This window comes from Paenibacillus sp. NPDC058071 (genome assembly GCF_042885235.1).
Taxonomy (GTDB): Bacteria; Bacillota; Bacilli; order Paenibacillales; family Paenibacillaceae; genus Pristimantibacillus.
Genome location: NZ_JBHVSK010000008.1, coordinates 200867 through 217584, shown reverse-complemented (window position 1 = coordinate 217584; position 16718 = coordinate 200867). Strand labels below are relative to the sequence as shown.

Annotated in this window: 16 protein-coding genes and 1 pseudogene; 11 read left to right on the top strand and 6 right to left on the bottom strand. The window is 39.7% G+C overall.

Going from position 1 to position 16718, the window contains the following annotated elements; genetic code table 11:
• Positions 1-686 precede the first annotated feature (686 nt).
• Complete coding sequence (locus ACFVTB_RS15575; RefSeq protein WP_387750681.1) at positions 687-4829, top strand: NACHT domain-containing protein; 4143 nt, start codon at positions 687-689, stop codon at positions 4827-4829.
• Positions 4830-5009: 180 nt separating this feature from the next.
• Here ACFVTB_RS15575 and ACFVTB_RS15570 read toward each other — a convergent pair whose 3' ends face one another.
• The 3 genes and pseudogenes from ACFVTB_RS15570 to ACFVTB_RS15560 all read right to left on the bottom strand — a co-directional run.
• Positions 5010-5186 carry an IS3 family transposase gene (locus tag ACFVTB_RS15570; RefSeq protein ID WP_387750678.1) on the bottom strand — a complete coding sequence of 59 codons (177 nt, stop codon included), beginning with the start codon at positions 5184-5186 and terminating at the stop codon, positions 5010-5012.
• Positions 5137-5895, bottom strand: a complete 759-nt coding sequence (locus ACFVTB_RS15565) for an IS3 family transposase (RefSeq protein ID WP_387750675.1) — start codon at positions 5893-5895, stop codon at positions 5137-5139. The genes ACFVTB_RS15570 and ACFVTB_RS15565 overlap by 50 nt, the downstream gene beginning before the upstream one ends.
• Before the next feature lie 122 nt (positions 5896-6017).
• Positions 6018-6095: pseudogene (locus tag ACFVTB_RS15560) on the bottom strand (hypothetical protein); the annotation flags it as partial.
• Positions 6096-6787: 692 nt separating this feature from the next.
• Here ACFVTB_RS15560 and ACFVTB_RS15555 point away from each other — a divergent pair.
• From ACFVTB_RS15555 to ACFVTB_RS15540, 4 genes are all read left to right on the top strand, one after another.
• Positions 6788-7270, top strand: coding sequence for an RNA polymerase sigma factor (locus ACFVTB_RS15555; RefSeq protein WP_387750672.1), 483 nt, complete (start codon positions 6788-6790; stop codon positions 7268-7270).
• Positions 7267-7875, top strand: a complete 609-nt coding sequence (locus ACFVTB_RS15550; RefSeq protein ID WP_387750669.1) for a zf-HC2 domain-containing protein — start codon at positions 7267-7269, stop codon at positions 7873-7875. Before ACFVTB_RS15555 ends, ACFVTB_RS15550 begins: the two co-directional genes overlap by 4 nt.
• Before the next feature lie 313 nt (positions 7876-8188).
• The gene (locus ACFVTB_RS15545) at positions 8189-8446 is read left to right on the top strand and encodes a hypothetical protein (RefSeq protein WP_387750666.1); all 258 of its coding nucleotides are present in this window, start codon (positions 8189-8191) and stop codon (positions 8444-8446) included.
• Positions 8443-8832 carry a retropepsin-like aspartic protease gene (locus tag ACFVTB_RS15540; protein WP_387750664.1) on the top strand — a complete coding sequence of 130 codons (390 nt, stop codon included), beginning with the start codon at positions 8443-8445 and terminating at the stop codon, positions 8830-8832. Before ACFVTB_RS15545 ends, ACFVTB_RS15540 begins: the two co-directional genes overlap by 4 nt.
• 151 nt (positions 8833-8983) lie before the next feature.
• Here the strand turns inward: ACFVTB_RS15540 and ACFVTB_RS15535 are convergent, their stop codons facing one another.
• From ACFVTB_RS15535 to ACFVTB_RS15525, 3 genes are read right to left on the bottom strand one after another with little or no spacing between them, the layout of a single operon-like run.
• Positions 8984-10666 (bottom strand): alpha/beta fold hydrolase, encoded by a 1683-nt coding sequence (locus tag ACFVTB_RS15535; RefSeq protein ID WP_387750661.1) that lies wholly within the window; start codon positions 10664-10666, stop codon positions 8984-8986.
• Entirely contained in the window at positions 10653-10817 is a 165-nt protein-coding gene (locus ACFVTB_RS15530; protein WP_387750658.1) for an SDR family oxidoreductase, read from the bottom strand. The genes ACFVTB_RS15535 and ACFVTB_RS15530 overlap by 14 nt, the downstream gene beginning before the upstream one ends.
• Positions 10818-10877: 60 nt before the next feature.
• Positions 10878-11462 carry a TetR/AcrR family transcriptional regulator gene (locus ACFVTB_RS15525; RefSeq protein ID WP_387750656.1) on the bottom strand — a complete coding sequence of 195 codons (585 nt, stop codon included), beginning with the start codon at positions 11460-11462 and terminating at the stop codon, positions 10878-10880.
• Positions 11463-11623: 161 nt separating this feature from the next.
• Here ACFVTB_RS15525 and ACFVTB_RS15520 point away from each other — a divergent pair, with 161 nt between their 5' ends.
• The 6 genes from ACFVTB_RS15520 to ACFVTB_RS15495 all read left to right on the top strand — a co-directional run bounded on the left by ACFVTB_RS15520 (position 11624) and on the right by ACFVTB_RS15495 (position 16655).
• Positions 11624-11989 (top strand): hypothetical protein, encoded by a 366-nt coding sequence (locus tag ACFVTB_RS15520; protein ID WP_387750653.1) that lies wholly within the window; start codon positions 11624-11626, stop codon positions 11987-11989.
• A gap of 49 nt (positions 11990-12038) precedes the next feature.
• Positions 12039-12488, top strand: a complete 450-nt coding sequence (locus ACFVTB_RS15515) for a hypothetical protein (RefSeq protein ID WP_387750650.1) — start codon at positions 12039-12041, stop codon at positions 12486-12488.
• Between the two features lie 139 nt (positions 12489-12627).
• Positions 12628-14091, top strand: a complete 1464-nt coding sequence (locus ACFVTB_RS15510; RefSeq protein ID WP_387750648.1) for an FAD-dependent oxidoreductase — start codon at positions 12628-12630, stop codon at positions 14089-14091.
• A gap of 627 nt (positions 14092-14718) precedes the next feature.
• Positions 14719-15312, top strand: a complete 594-nt coding sequence (locus tag ACFVTB_RS15505) for a TerD family protein (RefSeq protein ID WP_387750645.1) — start codon at positions 14719-14721, stop codon at positions 15310-15312.
• Between the two features lie 27 nt (positions 15313-15339).
• Positions 15340-15921, top strand: coding sequence for a TerD family protein (locus tag ACFVTB_RS15500; RefSeq protein ID WP_387750642.1), 582 nt, complete (start codon positions 15340-15342; stop codon positions 15919-15921).
• Between the two features lie 155 nt (positions 15922-16076).
• Positions 16077-16655: a TerD family protein gene (locus tag ACFVTB_RS15495; protein WP_387750639.1), complete on the top strand. Its 579-nt coding sequence runs from the start codon at positions 16077-16079 to the stop codon at positions 16653-16655.
• Positions 16656-16718 lie beyond the last annotated feature (63 nt).

The following is a 16718-nucleotide window of genomic DNA, read 5'->3' as shown; positions in this document are numbered from 1 at the left end:
ACTTCATGATTTCGGAGAGATCCCAGATTGCTTTATGATTCTTTAATTTATAGGGTAGTCGTCTCAGAACATCTTCAGTGACAGCTGTTTTTTGTTTTCTAGCGGCATGTCTTGGCTTAATGGATCCAAGAGAAATATATCGAGGAGATCGTCACATACAAAGTTTTCAACGGGAGAATGAGGTGCTAAAAAAGTGGTTGGAAATCCGGATGAAGGAGGCGTGCGCTATAAGTAACATTGAGCAGAAATCTAAATGGTATACGGTAGTTGAACTTTATAAAACACTCAAAGCGGTTTTTACGCCTACGTAAAGCGTAAGTTCTGTAAATCGGGAATAAAGAAATTAGGGAAAGAATCCAAGCCTTATATTAGTATCTTGGCATACGCTCTAAAATTCGGTGACTGGTCACTTAGGGCTTTGAAATGAAAATCAGCTAGTTATACAGATTTTTGAAAAGGCATCTGAAAAGCAAAAAGCCGTTACTGGATTGATCGTTCACAGCGCTTTTAATTTTCCTCAAGTTCCTTAGTGAATATTTCAGAACTTCTCCAAACATCGATCAATTTAAGTGTCGTGTAGATTTACATATAGTATGTTAGGTGTTGTCGTGTCGATTACTCTCGAAAGAAGGGAAAATATATAATTTTGGAGAAATATAGGGTAAAGAATAATTAGGAGGAATTTTATGCCGAAATATGATCTTGGCAAAATAGGACATATTGAGTTCGAAAGAATGTGTCAAAGTCTCATACAGCAATTTATAGGGAATGGTGTAGAAATTTATGGAGCGGGTAAAGATGGGGCACGTGAGGCAACATTCAGAGGTAAGGCGAATTTTCCCAGCACCGCAGAGAAATGGGATGGTTCATGGATATTTCAAGTGAAATACCATGACGTATCGCTAGTAGGCGTAAATAAAGCAAGAAAGAAAATATTGGAAGAGGTCGATAGTGAGTTAAGAAAAGTAACAGAGAAATATATGCATGAATGCGATAATTTTATTCTAATGACTAATGTCCCACTAAGTCCTGTCTTTCAAACTGGTACAAAAGATATTATTAAAGAGCAGATTGCAATAAAATATTCTAAAGTTAAAAATATAGCTATTTTAGGCGCAGATGAGATTTGTGGTTTACTAGATGCTAACCCGGGCATTAGAAGAACGTATCGAGAATGTATAACAAGTGGAGATTTATTGGATTATTTACTTGAGGGGATTGAAAGTCAGCAGACATACTTAGGGGATGTAATTAAATCGTACTGTTTTAATTTATTAGATAAAGATGAGAAACATGCTGTGCTTGATGATGCAGGCGATTCCGAGGACAAGCGTGTTGAATTACAAGATGTGTTTATTGATGTAAATGTAAAACCTGTCACTAAAAAAAATGAAGATAAAGACGAAGTGTTTGACATGCTATGGGATGAACTAGCCACTACAAGACAAGAGGATCACTCGGCTTTAACTTATCTACTAGATGATCATATTTCAGATATTGTTTTAGTGGGAGGGCCAGGTGAGGGGAAGTCAACACTTACACAATTCGTCTCACAAATACATAGAGCAAGAATAACAAAACAAAGTACAAAATTCTTTAAAAATTATGATGAAAACTATGTTCTAGAAATTGAAAAATCGAGAGTGCGAATTCCTTTTAGAGTTGTGCTCAAAGACTATGCACAATGGTTTTCTGAAAACAGTAGTCGGAACTTATTGGTCTATTTGGCTGAACGTGTTACCAGTGTTACAGGTAGAGAGATTAATGCTGATGATGTTCATAAAATTTTGAAGAAAGAGCCTGTCCTGCTTATTTTAGACGGCTTGGATGAAGTGCCCGAGAAGAAACTAAAGAATAACCTTGTTACAAGTACAATAACCAACATTAAAGAGTTTAGAGAACTATTTGATGCAGATATTAAAGTGATAGCTACTACACGGCCGTTTGGGTATACTGATGAGTTTGATCCTTCGCGTTTCCTCCATCTGAATGTGCAAAAACTTTCCGGTGGCCAAGCGCTGGAGTATACGAAAAAATGGATTGATGCAAAAAGGTATGATAACGAAGAAGCTAAAAGAATATTTGATAAGTTTTCAATCTGTCTTGAAGATAAAGTTATTAGCGTTTTAACCACTACACCACTTGAAGTAACAATAGTTTTAGTTATAATTAGGGCTCGCGGAATATTGCCTAAGCAAAGAGAAGAGTTATTTGAAACTTACATGGATACTATATATCAGCGTGAACAAAAAAAGAATATTGATCTATTAAGAACAGATAAAGAATTAATTATAGGACTTCATAAATATATTGCATACGTGTTGCAAAAAAGGGTCGAGACTGATGAAACAGCGTCCCTCATGGAAGAAAGTGAATTTCAAGAGCATGTTAAGACGTACATCGCTAATCAAAATCCAATGCTCGATAAAGATGGTCTTGAAAAATTTATTGCACGAATAATTAAGGAAGCTGAAGAACGATTAATTTTGATTACAAATAACCCAAAGGGTAAAGTTGGGTTTCCATTGACAAGCATGAGAGAGTTTTTAGCAGCAGCTCATTTAGTAGATACATCGTCTGATACTAACGAGCGTGACAATAGATTTAGTAGTATAGCTATATCACCGCATTGGAGAAATGTAGTATTATTTTTTGCTGGAAGGGTAGGTAGAACGCGCCCGGGTGAAGTTTCGAGTATGATTGATGTATGTAGATCGGAAATTGATATTAAATTTCCTGATAAATATTTAAAAAGAGGGGCAAATCTAGTTATTGACATGATCGAGGATCGTGTAATGAGAGTACCAAGAAATGAAATTAGTGCAATACAATATGCTATGACTTTATTGGATGAGGGTTTTATTGTAGATGATGATGTGCTTATAACAAAATTGGGGAACTTTTCAGACGAAGTGAAGAATCAAGTCATTAAGCCCATTTTAAATAAGAAGCTATATAACTATGATTCATACAATATAAATTTGATATGGGAAATCTACGATAATTTATACGGGATAGATGATGATTTTAAATCTGCTATAAGATTTGCTTTCGAATGTGATGAAAAAGAGATTTTGATTCTAGGTATTAAGTATGCTATTAAATGTAATCTGGATTCTTACAGAGTAATTACTGCGTGGAATAAGTTAAATCAACTCACTAATGAGCCTGTTATTGTGGATATACATAAGCATCTTCATTTTAACTTGATAAATTATTTGGACATTGAGATGCCTCATTTTGTTCTCGCAAGTATTTCTAAAACAATGTTAAAAATAATTGATGATGATAAGAGATTCATGCAACCGTATGATGTACCTTATCTGGACAATTACATTAATAAACTAGAAAAGAATTGTGATTTTAATAAGAATAAGCTTTATATGCTTGCTGTATTGAAAATAGTTTCTCTTTATAATATCCATGCAGAGAGTTTCGAACAAATAGAAGAGTATGAGGTTATTGTTTATTTCCCTGGATTTATAAATCCTAATATCTTGAATTTTATAAAAAAAGAAAGTTATTTATTTGAAGACTTTGTATCCGCTTTTGCACATGAAACAGATAGGTTCACCACCACTTTATTAAAAATATTTCGATATCTACTTGATATTAGAAACTTTGAGCTTCTACAGCAGATATTCTCTAAGGATGATGATAAGGACGTTTCCAGGATTTATGGAGGAGTATTCCAATTGAATTTGCGGTATTTTGTTAATATAAATCCGATAGAGCTGACAAGTGGTCTCCAATTAACACTTGACTTCGACAAATATGAGTATGTACTTAGTGAAGTTAATCGAATTATTAATCAAAAAAGTGATGTGAAATATAATGCACATAAGTTCTGCGTCTGGTTGCGAACAAACTTTAACGAGATAGTTGAAGGTCATTTAGACCAAGCAATACTTTCGGAGTTAAGAGAATTCTTACAGTCAGAAAATATACCTCAAGAAATATTGTTGTTATTAAAACAAGTTATACAGATAGAGAATGACTGGGATTTTCAATTATATATACTTAAATTGGAAATAAAATTCTTAGATAAGATAGAGACAAGAGAGCTTGTATTCGGTATAAATTGGATTATGCATTATCATTTAGGGATGATCCCAAAAAGTAAACTAGAAAATGAGGAGTTCCGTGATTTAATTAAAATACTTTTAGAGAAGGTAATACCTATCTTAACAAAAGAATCAATTGAGGAATCAGAGTATGACATTTATCTAAGATGGCTAATATTTAATGCCTTAGAAATGAATTTGTTAAAGGAAGATCATCTAATTCAACTGGCGAATCTGGGCTTTACTGGTGAGTTTAAAAATAGAAATATAAGAGTTCGTAGTCAAAATAAGAATATGATGAAAAATCTAAATGTTCTATTAGATAGCCAAAATAGTCAGGTCGAACTGTTAACAACGATGCTTTACACCCAGTTTACGAGTGAGATACAAGACCTAAATCAAAATAAATCTATATCCCAAAAGCTTTGGGATCTTTATAATACGACTCCTAACAAAGATGCAGTACTTGAAGGATTAGCACATTCTTACGTAAAATGGAGTAAATTAAAAGTGGATTTTCTACAAGCTTTATCGAATGTGACTGATAACTCCGATAATAGTTGGGAGAAAGTTATTTCTAGTGGAAGATATTCAAGCGCGTATGAAAGAAAGGAGTTTGTTAGTTTTCTTGAAAACATATTGATTTCTAAATATAAGTCTTCTTTTAGAAGAGCTTCTTTACAGCGCCTGTATCAAATAACTCGTGAGACTGAGAAGACGAATATCGAGGAAAGTAAGCTCAACCTTCCATTAATGACGCTTTAATCGATTAAAATAAAGGGAAGGCTCTGGCAAGCAAGGGAGTAATCTATTCTCCTTCCCGTAATAAACATATAAATCTTGGCGGAATTGTCGGTTTGCTGAACCACAGTTCTCCTCCATAATAAAAATAAAACCTCGACCGAATTGGTCAAGACCCCATTTAGTGGACAATTAGAAAAAGCCCTATCCAATAAGCTGTTTCCGGTATTGTACCGGAGGCAGCTTATTTAATTTTCTCTGCGGACGATAGTTGTTGTAGAAATGGATATATTCTTCAATTCTGCTTTGTGCTTCCTTGATGGATCGGATATCATATGGATAGAGTGCTTCCGTCTTCAAATGTGAGAAGAAGCTCTCCATTGAGGCATTGTCGTAACAATTGCCTCGTCGAGACATGCTGATTTGGGCACCAACCTTTGGCAGCATGTCGTGGTAGTCGTAGGACGTGTACTGGGATCCCTGATCGCTGTGAACGATTAGCCCCCGTCACGTCCTTTTCCTTTTCAAATGCTTTGGAAAACGTTTGGATTACAAGCTCCTTATCATTGCGTAAGCTCATGTTGTAAGCGACTATTTCGTTTTGACATAAGTCTTTGATGGTAGAGAGATACAACCAGCTATCTTTCACTCTGTATTGTGTAACATCGGTGACCCACTTCTGATTAGGTTGAAGTGCTTCAAAATTGCGATACAGCACATTTCTCACGATTCTGTCACCTAAGCTCCAAGATCGATGATGACGGAATTTGCGGCGTATTTTAGCTTGCAGCCCCATTTCCTGCATGAGACGCAGAATCTTCTTGTGGTTCATCCATACCCCATGATCTTGGTACATAAACAATTGAATTTGCCTGTAGCCGTAAATACCTTTATAGCGTTCATACGTGGTGCGAATGATCGCTTTGGAGGACTTGTCCTTGTCTACGGCTTTTCGTTTAAGATAGGCATAGAATCCGCTCTTGGAGAGACCGACTTCTTTGCAAAGCGCTGTAACGGTGAAATACTCTCTGAGCTCTTCAACGATCCTACACTTTTCTGGTACACCTCCGCCTTCGTAATAGCCAACCACTGTTTTAGAACGGCATTCTCCATTTCGAGCCGCTTAACATAACGGTTCTCGTCGACATATTCTTTCCGCTTTCCTCGCGTGTCGGTTAAGCCGAATTCTCCCATCTGTTTGTACCGACGCATCCAGGTCTTCACTCGTCCAACATCAACTATCCCTAGCTCTTCGGCAATTTTCCCTGCCGTTATTCCTTGAAGTCGCATCTCAACTGCTTTTTTCTTCGTTTCAAAGCTGTATGACACAAATTATTGTCCCTTTTTTGCCATAACGAAAAGCACCCCTATAGTTTTCATTGGCTAAACACTAGGGTGTTTTTCCAATGTCCACTATAAGGGGTGCACTTCAAATGGTCGGGGTCTTATTTTTATTATGGAGATATCGGAGGGGTGCGAACCCATGGTTCAGCCCCCACGCTGGGAGCGTATGAGATGGCTTCAAAGAACTGCTTCGCGGACGCTAAAGTTGTCGTCGGGCAGTCGGCTTCGTTAGCAAGTTGAATATAGATTCCAGTACCCCCTCGCCCCCATTAATACCAAACAGTTTAATTATACAAGGGCTCCTATTTTTTGTGGATAAATCCACAACTTATGCGTCCCTCGGAATGCTTTCAATAACGGTCTAACTCTCCCTCGCTATTGTTCTCCAGGAATGCCCGACCCTCGCGCCATAATATTCTGCATTGAAATTGCTACATCACCTGCCCCATAACTTAATCCAGCTGCACGCATTCAAACAATTACTGTCAATAATCTGAAGTTCCCTAAGATAGTTTTCCATGATGACAAATAACATATATATGATAAGTGAAGTTCTTTAAAATAAAATTATTCTGATTTCAAAATAAGTTGTAACGTTTATCATCATTTACGGATATATAACTTGAGGAGGTGAACAGATGCAGGACACCGAGCGATTATACAGGGAATATTCGACCCAAGTATATAAATTCGTATTCAGCCTTTGTCATAATCACTTGCTGGCAGAAGAGATCACCCAAGAAACCTTTTATAGAGCGATAAAGTCGATACATAGATACGATGGAAGCTGTAAAGTATACGTTTGGCTTTGCCAGATTGCTAAGCATGTTTGGTACCAAGAGCTGGACAAGCAGCAGAAGAGGCCCACTGACCTATTAGAAGATCACTCTCTTACGGATTCAAATTTGACAGAATCACAGTTTATTTTGGCTCAGAACAAAATGGACTTATTCAAACAGCTCCATCTGCTCGATCCGAATACGAAAGAAGTATTGTACCTGCGTTTGACCGGAGAATTTAGTTTTCGGGAGATTGGAGAAATTCTCGGCAGAGATGAGTCGTGGGCAAGAGTTACCTTTTACCGAGGGAAACAAAAATTGATGAAAGGAAGATCGTTATGAAATGCGATATGATCCGGGATCTGCTACCTTCCTATATTGAAAAGCTAACTTCTTCGTATAGTAATGAAGAAATCGATAAGCATCTGGAATCATGCGAGGCATGCCGCCAGTTTCATCGAGAAATGACAGGGGACACAGGCCTCTCGATGCCCAAAATTGATAAAGCTGAGGCAGAAAAACTCAATTACTTTAAAAAAGTGAAAAAAATAAACAGAAGGAAAGTCATTATCTCCATCTCGGTGGTCCTTTTACTGGCTGTAGCTTTTATTTGGCTATTCGCCATTGGGACTCGAGTGTCATCTAAGGATGTAGATATCGTTTATAACAAGAACAACGGTCGTCTGGAGGTTCACTTAACTTTAGAGAATGGAAAGGACTTGCTGGTCTCGGGGAAAAGTAAATTTATATACGATGAAAATGACAACGTGATTGGTTATGAAACAAGATACACCCCTAGAGGCTTGTTTCATAACCCTTTTGATGATGTCGGTAACGAGTATATGTTGGGGACACAGATCCGTAACGAACCGAATTATCCACACTCTTTTATTCTAGAATTCAAAGATAAATCAATGACGTTTATTAATGGGGAATTGGTGGAATAAATCAAGGCATTCAAACAAATTTATGCTTTGCTTGCGACCTATCAAAATCGCTTTTTTCTGTTGAATCTTCCATTGCTATAATACGGTGCTTACTTCTGGCGATCATTGCGGCCTGTTGCTGCTACTGAGCCTCTACGTTGTTTACATGCGCTTCATCCAGCTCTTCCACCGTGTTGATTAAGTTCTTCTTGTTGGGACATTATGCACTAGGACTTGGATGCCGAGACATGATGTTTTATTGAGCTGAACCCATTTCCGGTCGGATTGTTGTTATGATAGTATAAAGGAAACAAAATGGTTCGGAGGTGGCGAGATGCGTTGGGAAGAAGTGCAGGAGCGTTTTCCGAAAGAGTGGGTCGTTTTGGAAGCGACAAAGGCACACTCGAAAGAAGGTCACCGTTACATTGAAGAAGTTATCGTCATCGATACGTTTTCGGATTCGACAGAGGCGATGCGACGTTACGGTGAATTGCATCGGGAGCATCCTCATCGTGAATATTGTTTTTTTCATACATCTCGTCCCGAATTAGTTGCGCGGGAACGATATGTGGGAGTTCGGGGGCCTAGATGAACATTGTTCAGGAACATGGACTGCCTTTTGTGAGTGTTACGATTATTTTCAAAGGTAATGAGTTAAAAATGAACAAGGTTCTGTTGGACACAGGATCGGCGAGTACGCTATTCAATGCTGATTTAGTAAGAGAAATCGGTGTAGTTCCAGAAGAGAATGACGTTGTGGATACTATTCGAGGCGTAGGCGGAGTGGAATACGTGTACACTAAGAGTATGGATGCCATTCACTTTGATGATCGGTCTATAGAGCATTTCCAAGTGGAAATTGGAAGTATGGACTACGGCATGGATATTGACGGAATCATTGGCTTTGACTTTATGAAATCGGCAGGACTATTAATTGATACTCAATCCATGTTAGTCAAAGCAGGGGAGCAGCTCTAAACTAAGATAAGCAAGAAACCTTCGCAAACAATTGTTTTCATCACGCGGCGGCGAATTGTGGTTTTGCACAGCTGCGGCTCGTCTCCACCATTACGAGCAGAAAAGCGACCTCATGAGGTCGCTTTTCTGCTCCATCCGACTTATAAAGCCCTTACACTCTCACAACCCCAGAAATCCATTCGGCGGTTAACTCAGGGGATTCAACCGGAAACTGATGACCATACTCAATATTTGTAATATCGAGGTGCTCAAATTGCTTTGGGATGTAGTGGTCTTTGTCCAAAGTTCCCCATAGGATCTTAACCTTACTTTTATCCCATGCCACAGGATTTAATTGAATCGACTTTGATTGAGTTAAGTAAGACATGACCGCAGCGTTGGTTTTGCGGATGCGGGGCGATTTTAAATCACGAGTCACAGAGCGAGCGTAATCCTTCAATAAAGGACTGGATGATAGGAAGCTCTTGGTTTGAAGCAGTTCTTTTTCCAAAAGCGCAGGCTTCATATATTTCAGAATGAAGCTTGTAGCACGTCGAAATTTATATTTAGGTTGGATAGGATGCAGTACGGGCTGCATTAAAATGAGTTGTTTGATCATTGGGGGCAGCCGTTCCATCACTTGAGCTGCAATCAATCCGCCAAATGAATGCCCTACTAATAAAACGGGTCTGTTCAACTCGGCGATCATCGCGATGACGCTCTCTACGTAGCCTTCCAGCACAGAAGGATTATGATGATAAGGGGTGCGCCCAAACCCAGGTAAATCTACGAACCAAGTGTTTAAATCACTTAAAAACCGCGAGATAGGCAAAAGGGTATCCGCACTGCTGAACGTCCCATGCAGAAAAATAATAGGCGGTTCATCGCTATCTTTCTCTAGCAAAATTAAGTTAGCCCTTCTTCGTTGATAAAAATCGTCCGTCCCATTTTGATTTTGGCCTAAATGATTTAATCGGTAATCCAAATCGCTAATGATAAAGGGAAGTGTGGATGGAACGACGGATGATTTCATGCCGTTCTTTTGTTCGATTTCTAATTTGCTGTCGACAGGGAATTCCGACTTAACGAGGAAGCTCATCGATTCTTTAGGAATACCAAGCACTTTACCGGCACCCATTCCAAGCAACGTTTTTAATAACGGAAGAGGAACCTTTGCCTTTCCTAGCGGCTGAGCTGTCTGCAATTCGCGTGCCATGAGTTGGATGAAAGCTCGGATGGATGGACTCTCTTGCTTAGCGTCTAACATATAGTAGGTATTGCTTGTTAATCCTTCTGTATTAACAAGCTTCGAAATAAAAGAAGCTACATGATCTATATGTACCATTGGCAGCCAATAATCGTCTCCGCCTGGAACAAGCGGCATAAGCTTTCGCCTTACAGCATCGACTAAAATGCTGAGGCCGCCAAGCTGTTCCGTTTTCCCCGAGAAAGAGTCCCCGACAATGACGCTAGGATTAACTGTAGATAAAGGAATGCCCACGCTATGGAGAGATTTTCGTATATAAGAGTCCGCTAAAAATTTCATTTTCTCATAGGGCGGCTGATTGTCTAATAAATGATCTAAATCCGATAGTGCATTATGTTCATGATAAGGACTCATAAAGCCTACGACATGGATAAAATGATTTAATCCTTTTGCTGCGTGAATATCCTTTGCTAGCTGAACAAGAGATTTTGCAGGATAAAGAAAAGACTGCTCTGCTTCACTGAGGCTCAGCTCAATATTCATTGGACCGCCCGCGTGAATGATCAGATCCGCTGCAAGTAATTGCTTGTAGCTGGCATCACTTAAACCTAACCGAGGCTGCGTTAGAACGCCTTCAATGGGGTACAATGTTGGACTGTTGATCAGGCACCAACTGATTGATGACGGTACGAAGTCGATTTTCTTGACGTACAAGCGCATAAATCTGATGCTGAGAAGCTAACTCAGCGAGCAGATGTCTACCGATATAACCAGTCCCACCGGTTAGGAAGATATTCATATAAAAAACACTCCTTTATTATTTTATTAGTACTAATCAGTACTAATTCGATTAAAAAAATTACTTTAGCATGGAAGCTAAAGCAGGAAATAAATTTTTGATCAAGTCTTGGTTGTTAGAGGCTTGAGCCAAGAAGAGAGCACCCTCAATAGAGGAGACAATCAACGCAGCTGTTTGTTGAACGGGCAGGTCTGCCTTCAGTTCTTGCCGCGCAATTCCTTGGGCTAAAATCAATTCCACACCTTGCAGCTGGTTTTCAAAAAAACGCTTAATTCTATCTCTAATTTCAACAGCGTCAATAGGCGTCTGTGTGTACAGAGTCAGGAAAGGACAACCGCCAAGGTAATTATTTTGTTCACTATTATCGCTTAAAATGTGGAGCACTGCTTCTAATTTATCCTGAACAGAGAGCTCAGCTTGCGACACAATATGATTAATTCGCTGCTCGTAATGTGCGATCAACTGATTAACAATAGCGAGCAGAAGCTCCTCCTTGCTTTTAAAATAGTAATAAATATTTGTTTTTGAAACTTTGCTATGCGCGACTATGTCGTCCATGCTTGTTGCCAGAAATCCTTTAGTAAGAAACAATGTAAAAGCGGATTGCAGAGCAACATCTTTATTGCTAAGTGTATTTTTTTTCATATTAGTACTATACGGTACTACAAATAGCGAGTCAAGCGTCACTTTCTAAATAAAGAAAAACTCATTTACAAATTTTCTCTGCTACAATGAATGGTAAAGGGCGAGTGTGTTCGAAAGCATTTAATTGTAAATAGTATGCGTGGAATGGGTGGTGAATTCGAATGAGCGATCAATTTTGGCTAGTCGTACAGTATCCGCTGAAAAGTGCAAAAGGCAGCCAACGTGACAACTGGTTAAAGGATAAAGTAATGGAGTACTTGGAGATAGCTCTAGCAGAAGCTAACTTAGGGCATGTCGATGGCTTTGATATGGGGAATTGTATTTCCGACCCGAAGAAGTATGCTCTTAATCTATTTTGTGTCATAACGGAAGAAGAACGGAGTATAGCTTTGGTCAAAAGAGTTTTAAGAGAAAGCAGGCTTGATTATACCCGTATAAAGATAGCTACAATGCCTTATGGAGAAGAAGATGCAACGTATTCGTTGAAATATGCTTATAAAAAGGGTGTTACTGATTTCTCGCTGTAGTTATTGTTGAAGAGGTTATTTATATTTTGCTCGAGAGGAGCAATTATCCATGGATTATGATTGGGGATTTTCATGGAAAGGTTTTTTGGTTGTTGTATTACCTATGATACCTAACCTGCTTTATTTTGCTAATCCAAAGTTAATACCAACAAGAGGGTCTGGAAAAAGTCATAAAGCGTTAGATTTAATTGAACACGGCAGCCAATTTGTCTATATAGCTCTTCTTGTGATTGTACTATCAAAACAAACGATATCTTTCAAAAGCAATTACATCATTGGCATGGCTATATTTTTGATTGCTTATTATGTGTTATGGATTCTATTATTTGCTGGACATACAAATAGACTTGTCCATTTCTGTTTGGCGATTTTCCCAGTTATTTATTTCATATTAGCCGAAATGTGGCTTTATAATTATTTTGCGATAGTACCAACTATTATTTTTGGTGTAGCTCATACTGTCATTACATATAAAGATTTTATATCTGCGAGACCATGAAAAAGCGACCGTATTAGGTCGCTTTTTTGCGTGGATTGAACATCGTAAACAACACCAATCGACAAAATCTTGGTATAACACATTCTAAAATGGTATAATTTTCTTACAAACAACGTGAAGGGAGAAATGAATCATTCAGATGAAAGCTGTAAGAAAGAAACAAAACGCTAAAATTGTCGGTTCTGTTTTTCTTATTATCGTCCTATCCTTTTTTCCTGTAGCCACCTTATTGGAAGCTGCTGAGAGGAAGAAGTCTTCGAAGTCCTGTGGAACAAATTGCACTAGCTATGACATTGTCGTAATCGGAAGCGAGCTTCAAGGCATCCTTCTAGCGAAAGCTGCACGTAAAAATGGCCGTTCCGTTCTCGTTCTTGATCCCCATGAAAAACCTGGCGGAGAATTAATCTTAGGTGAAATGCAATTTCTTGATGAGCCCAACGATAAGAATAATCGCAGCCTTGTGCAAGGAGAAATGAAGCGGCTGTTTGATGGATATAAAGCGGGTAAAATACGCAGTACAGCAGATTTTCAAAAATACTATAATCAACTAATCAAAGGCATTCCCATGCACAATAACATCACGGTTTTAACTGCCTCTTCTGTGCCGCATCAGAAAGAGCAAGTGCTTCAATCGATCACCTATAAATTTAAAAATAGCTCCACGATTCACACGGTAAAATCCAGTTATTTCGTGGAAAATACCGATCATAATGCACTGACTAGCAAACTCAATAACATCCGTCGTATTCCAGGGATGGAAACCTTGAGTGCTATTAAAGATAAGCCGGATTACATGGCTGCAACGTTGATGCTTAAGTTCAGAAATGTGGATTGGAAGAAGCTTCATCAATCTTCTCTTAAAGAGTATCCGCTATCTGATCTTCAGAAAAAATACGGCGCAAACACCTACGTTGATCGGACCATCGCAACCGGATACGGGAAAGTCATGAGTCAATACAAACCTAAGGATTCACAGCTTAACCTGCGAGGAATTAATGCTCTCAATCAAAAGAAAGGCCAAGTCATCATTAACGCTCTGCTTATTTATGATGTCGATCCTTCCAATGAGGCCTCCGTCAGGAAAGCGATTCAAAAGGCTAAAGAAGAAGCACCGTACATACTCCAGTTTCTGCGTGAAAAATTGCCCGGCTTCGAGAAAGCCGAGTTAAACGGTTATCCCGACTATCTATACATCCGCGATTATAATCGTTTTGAAACGGACTATATTCTTCATGAGTCGGATCTTAAAAGCAGTCGAATGTTCTGGGATAATGTCAGCATCGGCGGTTATGCATTGGATTTGCAAGGCACAAAACAGATTCCGAACGGTATCGGGTTCGGATTTCCGGATCGTTACGGAATGCCGCTGCGCTCCTTCATGTTGAAGGGATACGAGAATGTAATAGTTATAGGCAAAAACGTCGGCGCCACGATTAAAGCCTATGGAAGTGCTCGTATTATGGCGAACAATGGCCTAGCAGCAGAGACGATCGGCATTATTCTGGGGAAAGAGTTTAATAACCGTAGACTTAAACAATTGACGCAAGAGGATTTCACTCGAATTCATAAGTACTTGAAGAAGGAATATAAAATTAGTGTATAAAGAAAAAGCCCGACCTCCCACGGTCGGGCTTTGGTTATGTCTGAGAAAGTAGACATGCGTACTAATTATTAGAAAGGTACAGCGACAATAAAAACAAACCATTTATGAGGATCAAAATGGCGAAGATCAGCCCGGTTTTATTTCTTTTTATAAAATCCATTCGAACACCTCGGGAGCGTGTATTTACTATCTATAATTATCTCGCTTATAACCTCGTTTTTCCACCCTTTTTTTAGAAAAAAGAGTAGGCATGCTCAATTCTTGTATCGGCAAAAAGCAGCCGGATGATTATCTTTTTCGACAAAACCACCCGCAAGACAGCTGTTTTAACACGAGAAATGACGACAGCATGCCTAATAGTTTCTTGATTTATAGAAATTTGTAATTGGGTTGGCAAATGATATAAAATTAGAGTAGCGGCTGTCCCGCTTATGTCTTCGGTATGGGGCTGCTGGTCCTATATTGTTTTTGCGTAAAGAAGAGGATTATTTCAGATTTTGTAGAATTATAGTAGAGACTTCATTTTTTTGGAACCTGCTTGTCGAATGAGCGTATTAGTGGTTAAATCGTTTGTCATCACAACGAAAATTGTAAATGCAACGATTATGGAAAGGGGGTGCAAATCGAATGGCTATCTCTCTCGTTAAAGGTCAGAAGGTTGACCTTACAAAGGGAAATGCTGGTCTAAGCAAAGTAATCGTCGGCTTAGGTTGGGACCCTGCAGCGGTAAAGAGCGGATTTTTCGGCATGAAGAAAGCGGCGAACATTGACTGTGACGCTTCGGCATTGCTGCTTGATGCAAATGGCAGGCTAAGCGGGCAGGAAAATCTCGTTTGTTTCTATAATAAGCAGAGCCGTGACGGATCGGTCTTCCATACGGGCGACAATATTACGGGTGAAGGCGATGGCGATGATGAACAAATTATCGTACAGCTTGACCGTGTTCCGGCTTACATACATAGAATTCTTGTCGTGGTCAACATTTATGAATGTGAATCCAGACGTCAGGATTTCGGTATGATTAAATCCGCGTTTATCCGCATCGTTAACCCGGTTAACGGTCAAGAACTGATTCGGTTTAATTTGACGGACAATTATGCAGGCAAGACAGCGCTGATTGTTGGCGAGCTTTACAGGAACAATGAAGAATGGAAGTTTAACGCAATCGGTGAAGGCACTCATGCTGCCCATATCGATATTCTTGCTCGTCAATACCAATAATTCCATTGAGAAAAGAGGGCATTTCAAATGGCAATTAACTTATCTAAAGGACAGAAAGTCGATCTTACGAAAACAAACCCGGGTCTTACTAAAATTACGGTTGGTCTAGGCTGGGATACGAATAAATATGACGGCGGCAATGACTTTGACCTTGATGCTTCTGTATTTTGCTTGAACGCCCAAGGTAAAGTAGGTTCTGATACGGACTTCATCTTCTATAACAATCCAAAGAACAGCAACGGTTCCGTAGTTCATACAGGCGACAACCGCACAGGCGAGGGCGATGGGGATGACGAGCAAGTAAAAGTTGACCTTGCGGCCGTTCCTGCGGATACGGATAAAATCGCATTCAGCATTACGATCCATGATGCGCAAGCACGCAGCCAAAATTTCGGACAAGTTTCCAACGCTTTCGTTCGCATTATTGACGAGCAAAGCGGAGCAGAGCTTATCCGTTATGATCTGGGTGAGGACTTCTCGATTGAAACTGCAGTTGTCGTAGGCGAGCTTTACCGTCATTCCGGCGAGTGGAAGTTCAGCGCAGTCGGCAGCGGCTTCCAGGATGGTCTTGGCGGATTGGCGCGCAACTTCGGTCTTGCTACAAATTAATTATCGACAATTACCCGTAAAGGGTCGCCGATGGCGGCCCTTTTTTTGAAAGAGTTATAACAGATTGGCGCTTCAAAAAAATAGTTATCAAAACTGGTTTGCTGGGCTCTGCAGTTACCGTTCAGACCTGGCAGGCGCTAAGGAGGAGTAACACAATGTCGATTAATCTCTCAAAGGGACAACGGATTGATCTTACGAAAACAAACCCCGGACTTACGAAGATTGTATTAGGTCTCGGTTGGGATACAAATAAATATTCGGGCGGAGGCGAAATCGACCTCGATGCCAGCGCATTTCTGCTGCATCAGGACGGCAAAGCCAAAGACGAGAAGGATTTTGTTTTCTACAACGCTTTGATCGCTTATAACGGAGCGGTTGAGCATACGGGCGATAACCGCACGGGAGAAGGCGACGGGGACGACGAACAAATTAAAATCGATTTTTCGAAGGTTCCCGCTCATATCCAACGAATCGGGGTTACGGTTACGATTCATGATTCGGAGTCTAAGCACCAGAATTTTGGACAAATATCGAATGCTTTTGTCCGCCTAGTAGACGAGCCTACAGGCAGAGAAATTCTCCGTTATGATCTTGGGGAAGAGTTTTCGATTGAGACAGCGATTGTATTTTGCGAGCTTTACCGTCAGGGATCGGACTGGAAGTTCCAAGCTATAGGCTCGGGCTTCTCCGGCGGGCTTGCCGCGCTTTGCCGAAATTACGGATTAACCGTGTAATACAGCGGATGTTTAGGGCGGTAGTTGGCTTTCAGCCGCCCTAAACTAATTTATAGAAGGGCG